This is a genomic window from Ktedonobacter racemifer DSM 44963, from assembly GCF_000178855.1.
Taxonomy (GTDB): Bacteria; Chloroflexota; Ktedonobacteria; order Ktedonobacterales; family Ktedonobacteraceae; genus Ktedonobacter; species Ktedonobacter racemifer.
On the sequence record NZ_ADVG01000002.1, the window covers coordinates 448,626 to 462,338 of the forward strand.

The following is a 13,713-nucleotide window of genomic DNA, read 5'->3' on the forward strand; positions in this document are numbered from 1 at the left end:
CGTGGGGACGTAGTAGCGCTCGTGAACTGGACCTACTTGCTCATTTGCTTTTTGTTGATCTGCCCAGTACTGCTCGTTACGAGCATTTGCAGAGAGGATCTGTCAGCACTTCGGCCAGTGTGACAGTTCCTCTCTGCTGATCATTCCCTTTGGCTTTCCAGATAATGGCCCGATCACCAGTTCTCACATCCCTCCTTGGAACAGTCGAGCTACCTTCCTCCTGTTCTTGAATAGCTTTTTCAATATTGTACACCTTTGGATTGGCAAGAAAGCCCAATGTTTTCTCTGTCGTCCTTGCATAGAGAACCACTCCTACACATTTACTCCCTTCTATCTTATCAGAAATGCAGAGAGGGCTTCATTTTGCCTGCCTTGACAAAACGGCCCTCGTCACGTTATCATATTTGTATGGACGACCAAACAGAAAAGAAACCGAAGAAAACCTGGACACACCAGCGAGATAACCGCGAGCGCCTGATTGACGCTGGCTATAGCCTTCTCTCCGAGAAAGGCATTGACGCCACAACGGTTAAAGAGATCGCGCGCAAAGCTGATGTCTCGCCTGGTCTGTTCCATTATTACTTCGCCTCCAAGGATGAACTGCTCTTGGCTGTCATCTATGAAGCGGGGGCGCGCTTTCATCAGCAATTGATGCAGGAGTTGCGGAAGCTGTCAAGTGAGCGCACGTTCGCGGACGTGGCGATGCTCGCAGTTGCTACTGTCAGCCGCGAGCATACGGCGTGGTATCGGCTACGCTATGAGCTCTATGCTCTCGGCTTGCGTAACCCGGACTTTCTATCCGCAATAGGCGAAATGCTGGCAAAGGGGCGAGAGGGCATCGCGCAGACGATTCAGGAGCAGATGGGTCTCGATGAGACACGAGCACAGGCCATCGCGGCGGTATTCCACGCCTGCACCGATGGGCTGGCCCTACAACAACTGGCACAGCCCGGCCTCGACCTTACGGCGGCATATGAACTTGTTCAACACTTGCTTAGCGCGGAACCGACGCCCGAGAAGTAGTTTTTTTACGTACAAAATTGGTTGGTCATACAACCATATAGTGTGAGAGCACTTGAGAAAAGGGGAGAACATCTATGGGAACCATCTCACAGGACAATGACGTCGTGACGACCATTAATACGTTCACATTTGAGCCGGAGAATCAGCAGAGAGGTCTGGAACTGCTGATTGAGATTGCGAGGATGCTCCGAATGGAAGTACCTGGCTTTGTCTCGGCCAATTTTCACGCCAGCGTCGATGGTACTCGCGTAGTAAACTACGCGCAATACAGTAGCCATGAAGCGTTACAGGTCGCCACCGCCAAGGTGTTTGAGAAGGCGGATACGCCGCTACTGGTCGAATTACGCCAGATCGCGACGCCGGATTCGCGCGAGTATAAGGTTCGCGCCATTCTTGAAGGATAAAGGATGTATATATGGCAAAGGCATATCGACACACGTTTCTACGGCAAGCGGGCAATGTCCTGGCGATGACCTTTGTCCGCGCGGGATTGAAGGTGGGGCCGATACACCTGCTCACGGTGCGGGGACGCAAGAGCGGCCAGCCACGCACGACCCCAATTGCGGTTGTTGAGCAGAATGGAGAGCGCTATCTGGTTGCCACCTTTGGTATCGTCGACTGGGTGCGCAACCTACGAGCGGCAAAGGAGGCGACGCTCACCCTTGGGCGCCGTTGCGAGACCATCAGCGTCGTCGAGCTCGAGCCAGAGGAGGCGGCACCTATTCTGAAGGGATGCATAGGCGCGGGTGGCCCTATCACACAAGGCTACTTCGAGGCGACCGTCGAATCCTCGCTGCAAGACTTCGAGCGTGAAACGCTGCGGCATCCAGTGTTTCAGGTGATGACCGAGAGCTCCACCTGCTAAAGCAGCGAGGGTTCCAGGCGTTCTGCCCACGCTTCGAGCTATTCCCTTTCCCCCGTTGGCAGCGGAGGTGGCGATGCATCCCGCGTCATCGGCAAGCGACTCCCGGCCCGCTCTCACAGGGGGCCGGGTCCCCGCTGGGAGAACATAGGAAGCGGGGCACTTCTCGGGGGGGGGGAACGAGGCATGGGCAGCGCATCGCTCCCACGTTTTCCCCCCAGATCCAAGAGTTGTGTGTACGTGTAAAGGCTCAAGAACGGGAGCCTTTAGGGATGCTCTGCCAGAAACTTCTCGATCTGTGCGTACTCGCTATCACTGAGGCTGAAATCCGCTGCCGGAGCCAGTTCTTCAATCTGGCTGGGATGGCGCGCACCAACGATGGCAGCCGTGACGGCTGGATTACGCAGTGTCCAGGCAATAGCGATGACGCCCGCCGTGACGTTGTGCTGCTTACCAATGTCCGCGAGCAACGCTGCCAGCATCAGGTTGCGCGACAGACGCGGCTCTTGATATTCCGGATTCCCTTTCCGCCAGTCATCATCAGGCAGATGCGCAATGCGTTCAGGCGTCATACGACCGGTCAGCAAGCCAGAGGCCATCGGTGAGTAGACAATGACGCCGATATTGTTCTGCTGACAATAGGGCAGAATTTCCTTCTCAACAGCTCGATCAATCAGCGAGTAGGGCGGCTGAAGTGTCTCAACCGGCGCGATCTTCTCAGCACGACGCATCTGCTCAATATTGAAGTTCGAGACGCCAATGTGGCGTACTTTGCCCTCCTTCTTCAGCGCGGCGAGTGTGCTCCAGCCCTCCTCAATATCAGGCTCAGGATCGGGCCAGTGGATTTGATAGAGATCGATAACGTCAATGTCGAGACGTTTCAAGCTGTTTTCGGCTTCTCGGCGAATCGAGTCAGCTTTGAGGCTATGGCTTATCTTTCGGTTCTCATCCCAGATCATGGAGCACTTCGTGAAGATATATGACCTCTCACGACCTTTAATGGCCTGACCGACGATCTTTTCGGAGCGGCCCAATCCATACACAGCGGCGGTATCGATCCAGTTGATGCCCAAGTCTAGTGCACGGTGGACCGTATCTATGGACTCTCGGTCGTCCTGTGGTCCCCAACCAAATTCCCACTGACCGCCACCGATAGCCCAGGTTCCCAGGCCGATTCGCGTGATCTGCATGCCTGTCTTTCCAAGTTGACGTGTTTGCATATTCCAAATCCTTTCTTGCCAGAATATGCTTATATCTTACTGGTAACTTCAAACACCACAGCCATGCTATCCCAGCGCCTTGGGATTCTCGAAGGTGCGTTCGTCAGAAAGGGTGGCCAGCCGCTTGATCCCCAGGTCAACGCCAATGACGTCGCCTGTAGCTGCTTGGGGTTCTGTGCACACAAATCGAGACAAACCACCTTCCGGCTCTCTCACGAATGGTGGCACTGGTGACATCATACTATGGCGCTTGGCAGATTAAAATATGCATCAGCTAAAAGATAAAAGTGCAAACGTATAGCATTTAAGAGTGGCAGGATACAGGAACTAAATCCTTTCAGACATGTTGTACGGAATTCGTAGATGCGTCAAGCATACTGAAGTGGTATCAACGTTACTTTCTCCTTAGAAAGTTTCATGCATTAGGATGTCTTTCGTATATGCGATCGAAGTAGTTCTACCCATACCGCAAGGAGTGCGCACAATGGAAACATATGATATCGTTATCATTGGTAGCGGTCACAATGCGCTCGTTACCGCAGCCTACCTCACACGCGCGGGACGCAGTGTCCTCGTGCTGGAGAAAAATGATCGCCCAGGGGGGCTGGTTCGCACGGATGAGTTGACACTTCCCGGCTTTAAACACGACGTCTATTCTGCTGCACATCCCCTCTTCCTCACTGGACCAGCCTATGCTGATCTCGGAGACGCACTGACAAAGCGGGGATTGCATTATTTAAATACCGATCTACCAACGGGTGTATCCCTGGAAGATGGTCAAACAGCGGTGTTTCCACGGTCTATCGAGGCACTCATCACAGAGGCGGAGCGACTTGCTCCCGGTGATGGAGCTACCCTCATTCGTCTACTGGAATCGCTCAACCCTTATGTGAACGATGTTTTCTCTCTATTTAATCTGGATCTTACCTCACCTAGCGCACAGGAGATCCTAACGCGTCTACTGCATGATGAGAAGCATCCCGGCTATTCATCCTTTGCCGCTTCGCTATTTGATACTGCGCGCACTGTACTCAGTCCTTTCCAGTCTTCAGTCTTGCGCGCAATGCTTGCCCCCTGGACCATGCATATGGGACGCACTCCCGACGAAGCCGGCAGCGGTATCTGGGTTAAACTCATCGTGTTGGCATTAATGGGAGGGGGCATGCCAATACCCGAGGGGGGAAGCGAAATGCTGGCGCGCGCGCTGACACAACTGGTGATAGATCAGGGGGGAGTAATACGCACGCAGGCTCACGTCAATCGTATCCTTGTAGAACACGGGCAAGCCTCGTGCGTACGTACAACCAGCGGTGAAGAGTTCCGTGCGCGCCAGGCCGTCGTTGCTTCGATGAATCCAGATCAGCTCTACCTCTCTCTGCTTGCTGATACAGATGTCGATGAATCTCTGCGTACACAGGCCAAACAGTTCAGGTATGGACGTGGATGTGTGCAGATTCACCTGGCGCTTAGTGAGCCGCCACGTTGGCCAGACGAGCGCTTCAGTAGCGTGGGACAGCCACACTTAACGGATGGACTCGATGGGTGCACCCTCGCCATTGCCCAAGGAATGGCCGGCTTACTTCCGGTAAAACCGACGTTTACTGTGGATTGCCCAACGAACCTCGATCCGTCACGTGCACCGGAAGGGAAATCCATTATGCGCGTTCAGGTCCTTGAGGTGCCCACTCACCCTCGGGGTGATGCTGCCGATCTGATCGATGTAGGTGACGGAACGTGGACACACGACCTTACTGAACGCTTTGCGGAGCGAGTCATTGATATTGTGGGAAGGCATATTCCAAATATTCCTGGTGCTATTATCGGTCACGCTGTGATTACACCCGATACACTGGCACAGTTCAGCCCCAATCAAGGCCCGGGTGATCCATATGGAGGTGCACATGATCTGGCTCAGAGCTACCTCTTCCGCCCGCTTCCCAGTCAACCAGGGCATAACTCTCCAATACCCAATCTCTTTCTGTTGGGAGCAGCAACATGGCCAGGGCATGGAATTAACGGGGGCTCAGGCTACATTGTCGCGCAACAGCTCTTGAATGCGTCCCCCGAAGAGATACGATAGGATGGCGTCCCGCGGAAGAGCTCGATTTACAGCAGTTTCGGCGCTTCCTTCCCGTCGCGAAAAGGGATAAGATGGCAAATTGCCACCCAGCCGCTATGCCCTCTGCGCGTGGATCTGATCCGCCTGGTCTTAAGGCGAACAGCGGCGAAGTTGGGGCGTCGATGTACCCATCGAAGAACATCGCGCGATCGCCCCCGGCGCGGGTTCCCACGTAGTTTGGCACCTGCCCGACCACGCGTGGCATGCTGACGGGCAGACCGTCCACTCGGATTTGCTTTCCCGGTTAGCACATCGGCCAGGCCGTTGCCGCCTTCCTCCCCTGCTGGAAATAGCTGGAGGAGTGCACTGGCCTGGTGTGCGACCGCGGCCAGCGTATGGACGCGCCCGCTGAGCACGACGACGACCAGGGGTGCACCGCTGGCAGCGAGCGCTTCAATCGGCTCGGGCTGCACACCAACCGGTGAGGTCAAGATTGGTTGCATCGTTGGCCTCGCCGACCGTAACCGGGCGCAGCAGACCGCTCCGTCCGGCGACCACAACCACGGCGACATCGGCATCACGCGCTGCCTGCACCGCTGCGGCGAAACCGGAGCGGTCATCGCCCAGGACCTCACAAGCCCTTTGCATACTGTATCTCTACATCTTGCCCCAGTGCCGCATGCAAACCCGCCAGCGGGGTTACAAAAACCACCAACAAGCAAATGGTAAATATGAAATTGCTTGTGAGGCCAATTCAGAGTATATCGTTTGCTTGCTGTAACCTCGTTGCGCATCCCGTGGGCATTACTACTCCACCTGGAGCTTTCTTCTGAGCACCTTGCCTACCAGGGACTTGGGCAGTTCGTCGCGGAATTCAAGCATCTTGGGCATTTTATATGCCGCAAGCCGCTGCTTACAAAACGCGAGTATACTCTGCTTGTTTGCTTCGTCTGGCTGATAGCCGTCTTTGAGGACGATGAAGGCGGCGACTGTCTCTCCCCGGTACGCGTCGGCGATCCCTTTCACCGCTGCCTCTTCGACGGCAGGATGCTGGAAGAGTACCTCCTCGACTTCACGCGGATAGACATTGAAGCCGCTGGCGATGATCATGTCCTTCGCGCGCTCGACCACGTAGAAGTAGCCATCTTCGTCCATTCTGCCAAGGTCGCCCGTACGCATCCAACCATTGGTGAAGAGAGCCCTTGTCTCCTCTTCACGCTTCCAGTATCCACGCATGATGTTCGGCCCCTTCACCACAATCTCCCCCACTTCGCCGATAGGGAGGGGATCGCCCGTCTCGGCATTGAGGATCGCGGCCTCAACGTTCGGCAGGGGGAGGCCGATACTGCCATTGCGTGACTTCTCGGTCAGGGGATTACAGTGCGTGACCGGCGCGGCTTCGCTTAAGCCGTACCCCTCGACAAGCTTTCCCTGCGTCATGGCGTTGAAGTCGTTTTGTACCTGGGCTGGCAGCGGCGCGGCTCCACTGATGCTGTATTTGATTGACTGCATGAAGTCAAGATTTTTCTCCTTGCCCAGTTCGCGCATGATAGCAATATACATCGTCGGAATGCCGGGGAACATGCTTGGACGATAGCGGCGCAGGGCTCGCGCGACCTCTTTGGGCTGAAAGCGCGGCAGCAGAATGAGCGTCGCTCCCGCGTAGATCCCCAGGTTCATACAGACTGTCATGCCATAGGCATGGAAAAAAGGGGCCACACAGACGGCGCTTTCCTGTCCCTCTTTGCCCTTGGGGACCCATTTCGTCGTTTGTAGCGTATTGGCCAGCAGGTTGCGATGGGTCAACATCGCGCCTTTGGCGATGCCTGTGGTCCCGCCGGTATATTGCAGGACCGCCAGGTCGTCGCTCTTTACAGGCACGGGCTTGAAGGTCGCCACTTCGCTGTCCGTGGTCCGTGCCTGCATCTCCTTCATGAGGTGCAGGCACGGATCGGCCCGCAGCTCTTTGAACGTCAGTTTGGGAGAAGGCGGCTTGCTACGCAACTGGGTAAGTGGATACAGGGCACGCAGGATGGGGGAGAAGTAATCCGTGACGCTAGTAATAATGATATGCTCTACTGGTATGCGCGAGCGCGCGTTGCGGACGATGGGATAGAACATGTCCAGCATGATCAGGATGCGCGCGCCCGAGTCGCTGAGTTGATGCGCGAGTTCATGCTCGGTGTAGAGCGGGTTGGTGGGAACCGCGACCGCGCCGATTTTGAGAATGGCAAAAAACGCGATAGGGTACTGAGGAATGTTGGGCAGGGAAAGAGCAACGCGGTCTCCCGGCTGTATTCCCAGGCGCTGGAGTTGAATGGCGAAGGCATGCACCAGGGTAAAGAAGCGAGCATAGGTAATCCTGGTGTTATAGTAGATAAACGCCGTCTGGTCAGGGAAACTTTTGGCCACATCATCAAGAATCCAGGTCAATGACTCATCGGGAAGGTCGATTAAATCCGGGACGCCCTCTTCATAGTGGCGCACCCAGGGATGGCTTCGCAAATACGCTTCCCGATCACTGGCTTGCCTATTGAATAATTGTTGACGACCGGTCTGAACATCTGGAATAGAGAGTGCATCAGGCATAGATCGTGAGCCTCCTCCTTGTTGGTACTGGTCGAACGATGTATCTGGCCTTCCTCCTCAGCACCGCAGTGGCGAGAGATCATTCCCTTAAGAGCCCCTCGCTTTGTGCAGTTGTTGGTACCTGGGCCTTTTCCGCTTGAGATACTGACGAACAACGCTTATGCAGCGTCATTTTGATACCATATTGGGGGCGCAGGGTAACGGCAGGTTGAAACTTGACACGCGCCCCAGGCGCCAGGCGCGCCTCCCAGTGCTGAGACAGGGTCGCCAGGAGCAAAATGCTCTCGGTCCAGGCGAAGGCCTCGCCAATACAGAGGCGCGGTCCACCACCGAAGGGAAAATACGCGAACTTTGGGCGCGTCGCCTGGGCCTCAGGCGTCCAACGCTCGGGATCGAATTTCTCCGGCTCAGGATAGAAGCGTGGGTCATGATGCACTACGTACTGGCTCATCACCACCCTTGACCACTTAGGAAGAGAGATGCCGCGTAGCGTAGTGTCCCGAGTAACACGTCGATCAATGGCCCAGACGGGCGGGCAGAGACGCATCGACTCCATCAAGACCTGCTCGGTATAGGTCAAGCGTGGAAGGTCCTCAATGGTTGCCGTGCGGCCCGCCAGCACGGTATCGACCTCTTGCTGGACCTTCTCGCGCACCTCTGGATGTTGCGCCAGGAGATACCACGTCCAGGTCAGGGCATTCGAGGTCGTCTCATGACCCGCCAGGAACAGGGTCATCACCTCGTCGCGCAATTGCTGGTCATTCATGACGTTCCCCTCCTCGTCTCGCGCCATCAAGAGCATAGAGAGGAGGTCGCCCTGGTCGATTCCCTGTTGGCGATGTTCATCGATGATGCGATAGACCACTTTGTCGAGCCGCTCACGCGCGCGTCGCAGGCGCGCGTGAATGGGGAGAGGCAAGCGTTCGACCAGCTCCCCCACAGGCGAGAGACCCAATTTGCGAAAAGCCTCCATAGCGGTCACGAGCGCAGCCTGGACCGTGTTGGCCTCCTCCCCAACATCCGTGTTGAACAGTGTCTTCCCGACAATGACCAGCGTTAACTGCATCATCTCCTGAGACATATCCACAGTTGCGCCATCTTGCCAGGCGTGTGCTTGCTGCTGCGCTGCCTCAACCATTGCCTGGGCATAGCTGGCGATGCGCCGCCGGTGAAAGGCTGGTTGAACCAGTCGCCGCTGCTGCTTATGCGCGGCGCCATCATTGGTAATCAGGCCCTTGCCAAGCATACGCTCGAGGATCATGACCCCTTCGCCCTTGCGAAAGTTTTCGTGCTGCACCACAAGCAGCTCGCGGATATCATCGGGATGATTGAGGAAAAAGACCTTATTGCGCCCCGCCTGGAAGTAAAAGACATCCCCATATTTGCGCGCCAGGCGTAAAGGGGTGTTCAGTGGATCATGGAAGAGGAGGAATGAAAAAGCTTCACTCCTCGTCAGGCACGGAACAGCGCGGGAGGGAGTCGTTTGAACGTGTTGTGCCAAGATGTTACTCCTTGTACTCTGAGAAAGAGGCTCTCCCTGGCCCACTACCCGGTAGTGAACCGGCACGCCATCAATCATGATCGTTTGCTGGAAATCTTTAAAAGCTTTCACTATCAGGGTTCATGGGAACCTCCACGCAATAGCATAGCGAAGGCCGCGGTGGCCAGGTCGCAGAGTTCCTCCTGGTCGATACAACGCTGATTGAGCCAGGCAATACTTGTGGCCTCAACAAAGCCGATCCACCCATTGATGGCGATCCGCTGCCTCGGAGAGAGGGGGCGGCCACGCATGATGTTTTCGGAGACGCGCTGAACATAGGACTGGCGCACATTGTCCATAATAGCCGCGACCTGCGCATCCACGCCGATGCCTCCCCGGAGCAGTGCCATGTACGCAGTCGCGTGACGATCAACATAGCTAAAATAAGCCCTCAAGCTGCTCCGCAAGCGTTCCGTTGGCTCAAGACCTGGATCGGGCTCCGTCTCCCGGAGGAGTTGCTCCGCGGCATGCTGAATGACCGCCGCGTAAAAGTCGTGCTTGGTGGGAAAGTAGTAATAGAGGAGCCCCTTCGAGATATCCGCCGCAGCCGCGATATCATCAATGGAGATCTCTTCATACGACCGGTTCCCGAATAAGTCCATGCCAATCTCAATTAAGCGTTGACGCCGTGGAACTCGCTTGTGCACTATGCTGGTTTCCTTCATTTTTTTATTTCCCAAGCCCATACGCTCAAGCATTCCCCAAGCCAGGGCATTCTGGTAACGTTGCCTGCGCTCTCATCTGGAGCATAACATAAATTTGAACTAAATTCAATTCTGATTTTTATTCAAATTGTCTTCGCGCCTGCGGCACTCAAAGAGAAAGGGGTGGTGGGGTGGTTGTTGAGAAAATACACTCAACAACCACCCCACCACCCCTTTCTCCGGAAAGTAACCTTGTGAGCTGACAGGTGCGAGAAGTACATCGCGATCCTACGGGATAATGTACTTTATGTCCCTGGTGTGCTATTCTAAAAAAAACTTTGCAAAAGAATTTTTTACTCAACCAGGGGTAACAATACGTATGCATCAAAACGCGAAGCATCCTAAAGTCGACCGCCGCGCCGAACTGCTCAAGGTCTCACGAGAGATCATGGCCGAGAAAGGGTATGAAGCCACCACCGTTTCTGAAATTGTCGCCAAAGCGGGGGTCGCGCAGGGAACATTTTACTGGTATTTCCCTTCCAAAGCCTCCATTGTCAAAACCCTCACGATAGAGATGCAAAATGAGGTCCAGGCGGCGCTTATGCACGTGTTTACGGAGCCTCGTCCTATTGAGCAGAAGATCGAGAGGAGCATCAAAGAAATATTTGGCATTTTGAGTACGTATCGTGATGTACTTGCCCTGACCCATCTCGTCGAATCGGCTTCAGAGAATGAACTCGTCTTCGAGCCGTATCACCGCTTGATCTCCGAACTGCTTCGCTATGAGCAGACGCAAGGGACAATCAATAGTTCAATCGATCCCGCTATCTCCGCGACACTCATTGTAGGGACGGTCTACTATGCCACACTTCAGTGCTATCTCTACAATTCACCGTTATCGATTGAACACTTTATCGAAGAAACCGCGCGATTTGTCTGCCGGGCGCTTGGAATAGATTGAGGCGTCGCATATAGGCGCGATCCCGGCAGAGTTGAAAGCCGCGCCAATGCGCGCCTCACCCTTAGTAGTCATAACCTTGACCCCTTCCCATTTTTGCTATTTTTTCCCATGTGCTTGACAAATGCAGTGCTATCTTTTATTTTTGTATATAAGACCATTGATTGATAGTCAGTCAGTTTTTTTTCCTCAATGTAGAGAACAGGAGGCACTCGCGATGGCCAATCAAGACGACCCAACCATCGCTGTGGTTCAGGCTAAGGACACCAATGCCGGGGGAGAAACGTCCGGCACAAAGCTCGCCACAGAACCCAAACACTGGTCTTGGAAACGCCCGTCAGCAGCACAACTGCGATCGGCCTTCCCCTTACGTCTTCCGTCACTTTCGCGCCCGGGGAAGAAGAAGACGAAGCAGAAGGACAACTGGCGAGAATGGTCACGTTTCAAATTGTGGCGCAGAACACGTCCATTCTCGGGATCAATCCTCATCATACTCGCGGGGCTCCTGGTCCTCTGGGGTCCGATTGAACTGCTTCCATTCGCGCTCTTACCGGGTAGTAATATTTGGGCTGGGTTGCTGGTGGGTGGCCTGCTCTTAGTCATGGGATTCATCCAGTTACTGGTCCCTTCCAACGCACTTGTTACCGGAGCAAGCGCCGTCGTACTTTCTCTCGTCTCTCTCCCTGTCGCCGCTGGCGGCCTGGGCTTAGGCATGTTACTGGGTATCATAGGTGGCGCTATGGGTGTTGCCTGGCAGCCTGTTTCCCGGTCCCGGAACCGTTCGTCTCAAAGCGTCACGAATTATAAACTCCCACGCAAGCTCCCAGGATGGATGAAGAAACCTTTTCCTCACTCACACTAACCATATTGATCACGAAACTCAGCTTGTAGAATGTTCGTTGTAGTGCTGCAAGCCAGTTCAAGAAGGCATGGATGCCTTCTTCTGGCCAAGTTATCTGTGAACCAGACAAAAAAGCCAGTTTAAAGACATGGATGCCTTTCCCTGGCCGAATTGCCTGGTTCACAGTCAAAACAAGACGACCGTTTGCTATTTTGTTGAAAGCGGGTGTGCAACCTTATGGAACAGGAACCTTTCGCCGACGAAACCCCGATCAATCCGGATCTTCACGATGAAGAGCAGGAGCGACCTGAGCAGGAGCCAGCCATTGGCAGGGTCAACCGTACAGCATTTTGGGTTGTAATGCTGGTCGCATTGACCTTCCTTAGCGGTATGACTTTTCTTATCTCCAAGGGCGCAGTCGCCATGGCGGCGGCGGTGCCGATCCCTGTGACGGTCAAGGCCTCAAGCATCAAGACCACGAGATTCCGCCTCTACCCGGGGATTTCCCAGGCCGATGGGAAAACTGCTGTTGCAGTCAACCAGCTCGATGGGACGCTCTCGGACCTGGTAATCACCAAGACGGTTTCCTTGCCGGTTGTCGGCAATATGACGATTACCTTGAAGGCGGGTCAGAATAATACGCCGGTCAGCACGACTGGCCTGACGACCGACCTGGCGGGTCTCCACTCTGAGTCGGCGACGTTCAACGGCCAGGCGGTAAGCAGCAATGCCAATGGCAACGCCTTCGAAATCGATGCCCAAAGCGTTACATTGAACAATATCGACATTAGCGCGCCATACATGATCGCCAATAGCATGACCCTGCCGGGGTTGACGCTCACGGTGAATTAAAGCGGCTGCCAGCGTGATGCCTGTATGTGGCGTATTCGTGTGTGTGCTGATAACCCGACCCTTTATCACACATGGGGACACCCGTACTCCACCAGGGGGCCGTACAGGCTCCCTGGGCCCCTTATTTACAATCCATCAAATACTACTTTTTACTTATTTGCTATATTTTTTCAGCGGTGCTGTTTCCACTTTGCGGAGGAGCAACACTGCTCCCACCATAAAGGAGAGTGGACGACGTGTACTCTTCGCGACGTAAGGTCATAAGGTTATGTATTCCCATTCTCTCTCTCGGTCTGATCGTGGGAACCATGCTCCTACTTATGCATCCTGTTGAGGCCTATGCGCATCCTTCGCAATCGCAAGACGCCCTGAGTGCCTTCTCGTCATCTGGTACCAAAGTAAATTATTCTTCAAATGGGCCATTCGCGGCTTCGGGCGACTATACCTTAGAGGCGACCGAAATCATTGGCATGAACGCGCACATGAATTCATTGCCTGACCCACTTCACCCCACGCTCACCTTTAGCTCGTCTACAATGACCGGGTTTAGCTTGAGCCATCCATTTTATGGTGTGAACCTGGTGCTCTCGTCGAATGGATCGGTATCGGCGACTGGCGTGGCGATTAAAACCGGCCTTTTCCAGGATGTCAATACCGGGCTCAAAAGTTTCGCGAATAAAGCCGATTTGCTGATCCTGGCGGCTGGCGGTACCGTCCCAAGATTGGTGATGAAGAATGTGACATTAAAGGTGGATACCTCTATTTATGCGAATACCTTTACCGTCACCAGTTTCCAAATGGCAGTATCCGAGACAGCTCCCGCGCCGCTAAAGGCGTCGCCACCTACGGATACACCCTCACCTACGACAACACCACCAGCTAATGGAACGCCAATACCTACGGGGACGCCATCGCTGCCTCTGCCGACGCTGACGCCTCCATCTGGACCGACGCCTACACCCACGCCTAAAAAATGTCCGTGTTTGCTTCTTTGCTTGATATGTTGAGCCAACCTGAACACGCCTCTTGATTTTGCATTCGGGGAAGGGAGTGTGTGGGAATGCCTGAGGCATTCCCACACACTCCCTTCCCCGAAGCGTCGAAGGCGCCAAGAGTGAACCTGAA

14 protein-coding genes are annotated in these 13,713 nt (G+C 54.6%); 8 read left to right on the forward strand and 6 right to left on the reverse strand.

The features are described 5' to 3' along the window. Positions 1-363: 363 nt before the first annotated feature. The 3 genes from KRAC_RS18310 (at position 364) to KRAC_RS18320 (ending at position 1,888) form a co-directional block, all read left to right on the forward strand. Positions 364-1,023 (forward strand): TetR/AcrR family transcriptional regulator, encoded by a 660-nt coding sequence (locus KRAC_RS18310; RefSeq protein ID WP_052568387.1) that lies wholly within the window; start codon positions 364-366, stop codon positions 1,021-1,023. Positions 1,024-1,097: 74 nt separating this feature from the next. Further along, entirely contained in the window at positions 1,098-1,427 is a 330-nt protein-coding gene (locus tag KRAC_RS18315) for a putative quinol monooxygenase (protein WP_007909549.1), read from the forward strand. 11 nt (positions 1,428-1,438) lie between these two features. Beyond that, complete coding sequence (locus KRAC_RS18320; protein WP_007909550.1) at positions 1,439-1,888, forward strand: nitroreductase family deazaflavin-dependent oxidoreductase; 450 nt, start codon at positions 1,439-1,441, stop codon at positions 1,886-1,888. A 263-nt stretch (positions 1,889-2,151) separates the two neighbouring features. Here KRAC_RS18320 and KRAC_RS18325 read toward each other — a convergent pair whose 3' ends face one another. Next, positions 2,152-3,105, reverse strand: coding sequence for an aldo/keto reductase (locus tag KRAC_RS18325; protein ID WP_007909551.1), 954 nt, complete (start codon positions 3,103-3,105; stop codon positions 2,152-2,154). A gap of 484 nt (positions 3,106-3,589) precedes the next feature. Here KRAC_RS18325 and KRAC_RS18330 point away from each other — a divergent pair, with 484 nt between their 5' ends. Then, the gene (locus tag KRAC_RS18330; RefSeq protein WP_007909552.1) at positions 3,590-5,185 is read left to right on the forward strand and encodes a phytoene desaturase family protein; all 1,596 of its coding nucleotides are present in this window, start codon (positions 3,590-3,592) and stop codon (positions 5,183-5,185) included. 26 nt (positions 5,186-5,211) lie between these two features. Here KRAC_RS18330 and KRAC_RS74560 read toward each other — a convergent pair whose 3' ends face one another. From KRAC_RS74560 to KRAC_RS18355, 5 genes are all read right to left on the reverse strand, one after another. Then, positions 5,212-5,667: a glycoside hydrolase family 3 protein gene (locus KRAC_RS74560; protein ID WP_211221297.1), complete on the reverse strand. Its 456-nt coding sequence runs from the start codon at positions 5,665-5,667 to the stop codon at positions 5,212-5,214. Continuing rightward, the gene (locus tag KRAC_RS74565) at positions 5,618-5,812 is read right to left on the reverse strand and encodes a hypothetical protein (protein ID WP_040443824.1); all 195 of its coding nucleotides are present in this window, start codon (positions 5,810-5,812) and stop codon (positions 5,618-5,620) included. Before KRAC_RS74565 ends, KRAC_RS74560 begins: the two co-directional genes overlap by 50 nt. A 159-nt stretch (positions 5,813-5,971) precedes the next feature. Beyond that, positions 5,972-7,753: a long-chain-fatty-acid--CoA ligase gene (locus KRAC_RS18345; protein WP_083814728.1), complete on the reverse strand. Its 1,782-nt coding sequence runs from the start codon at positions 7,751-7,753 to the stop codon at positions 5,972-5,974. 79 nt (positions 7,754-7,832) lie between these two features. Further along, positions 7,833-9,254: a cytochrome P450 gene (locus KRAC_RS18350; protein ID WP_157506790.1), complete on the reverse strand. Its 1,422-nt coding sequence runs from the start codon at positions 9,252-9,254 to the stop codon at positions 7,833-7,835. Positions 9,255-9,367: 113 nt separating this feature from the next. Beyond that, positions 9,368-9,940 (reverse strand): TetR/AcrR family transcriptional regulator, encoded by a 573-nt coding sequence (locus KRAC_RS18355; protein ID WP_052568389.1) that lies wholly within the window; start codon positions 9,938-9,940, stop codon positions 9,368-9,370. Between the two features lie 376 nt (positions 9,941-10,316). Between KRAC_RS18355 and KRAC_RS18360 the strand changes: the two genes are divergently transcribed. The 4 genes from KRAC_RS18360 (at position 10,317) to KRAC_RS18375 (ending at position 13,595) form a co-directional block, all read left to right on the forward strand. Further along, on the forward strand, positions 10,317-10,898 hold the full coding sequence (locus KRAC_RS18360; protein WP_007909556.1) for a TetR/AcrR family transcriptional regulator: 582 nt from the start codon (positions 10,317-10,319) through the stop codon (positions 10,896-10,898). Positions 10,899-11,112: 214 nt separating this feature from the next. Continuing rightward, positions 11,113-11,757, forward strand: coding sequence for a DUF6114 domain-containing protein (locus KRAC_RS61925; RefSeq protein WP_007909557.1), 645 nt, complete (start codon positions 11,113-11,115; stop codon positions 11,755-11,757). A gap of 216 nt (positions 11,758-11,973) precedes the next feature. Beyond that, positions 11,974-12,588, forward strand: coding sequence for a DUF6230 family protein (locus tag KRAC_RS18370; protein WP_007909558.1), 615 nt, complete (start codon positions 11,974-11,976; stop codon positions 12,586-12,588). Positions 12,589-12,824: 236 nt separating this feature from the next. After that, a complete protein-coding gene (locus tag KRAC_RS18375) occupies positions 12,825-13,595 on the forward strand; it encodes a hypothetical protein (RefSeq protein ID WP_007909559.1) in 771 nt (256 codons plus the stop codon). The last annotated feature ends 118 nt before the right edge of the window (positions 13,596-13,713 follow it).

Excerpts from the sequence above, each read along its gene's own strand:
- KRAC_RS61925 (WP_007909557.1), top strand. The coding sequence starts at position 11,113 with ATGGCCAATCAAGACGACCCAACCATCGCTGTGGTTCAGGCTAAGGAC.
- KRAC_RS18360 (WP_007909556.1), top strand. The coding sequence starts at position 10,317 with ATGCATCAAAACGCGAAGCATCCTAAAGTCGACCGCCGCGCCGAACTG.
- KRAC_RS74565 (WP_040443824.1), bottom strand. The coding sequence starts at position 5,812 with ATGCAAAGGGCTTGTGAGGTCCTGGGCGATGACCGCTCCGGTTTCGCC.
- KRAC_RS18370 (WP_007909558.1), top strand. The coding sequence starts at position 11,974 with ATGGAACAGGAACCTTTCGCCGACGAAACCCCGATCAATCCGGATCTT.
- KRAC_RS18325 (WP_007909551.1), bottom strand. The coding sequence starts at position 3,105 with ATGCAAACACGTCAACTTGGAAAGACAGGCATGCAGATCACGCGAATC.
- KRAC_RS18345 (WP_083814728.1), bottom strand. The coding sequence starts at position 7,753 with ATGCCTGATGCACTCTCTATTCCAGATGTTCAGACCGGTCGTCAACAA.
- KRAC_RS74560 (WP_211221297.1), bottom strand. The coding sequence starts at position 5,667 with ATGCAACCAATCTTGACCTCACCGGTTGGTGTGCAGCCCGAGCCGATT.
- KRAC_RS18330 (WP_007909552.1), top strand. The coding sequence starts at position 3,590 with ATGGAAACATATGATATCGTTATCATTGGTAGCGGTCACAATGCGCTC.
- KRAC_RS18320 (WP_007909550.1), top strand. The coding sequence starts at position 1,439 with ATGGCAAAGGCATATCGACACACGTTTCTACGGCAAGCGGGCAATGTC.
- KRAC_RS18315 (WP_007909549.1), top strand. The coding sequence starts at position 1,098 with ATGGGAACCATCTCACAGGACAATGACGTCGTGACGACCATTAATACG.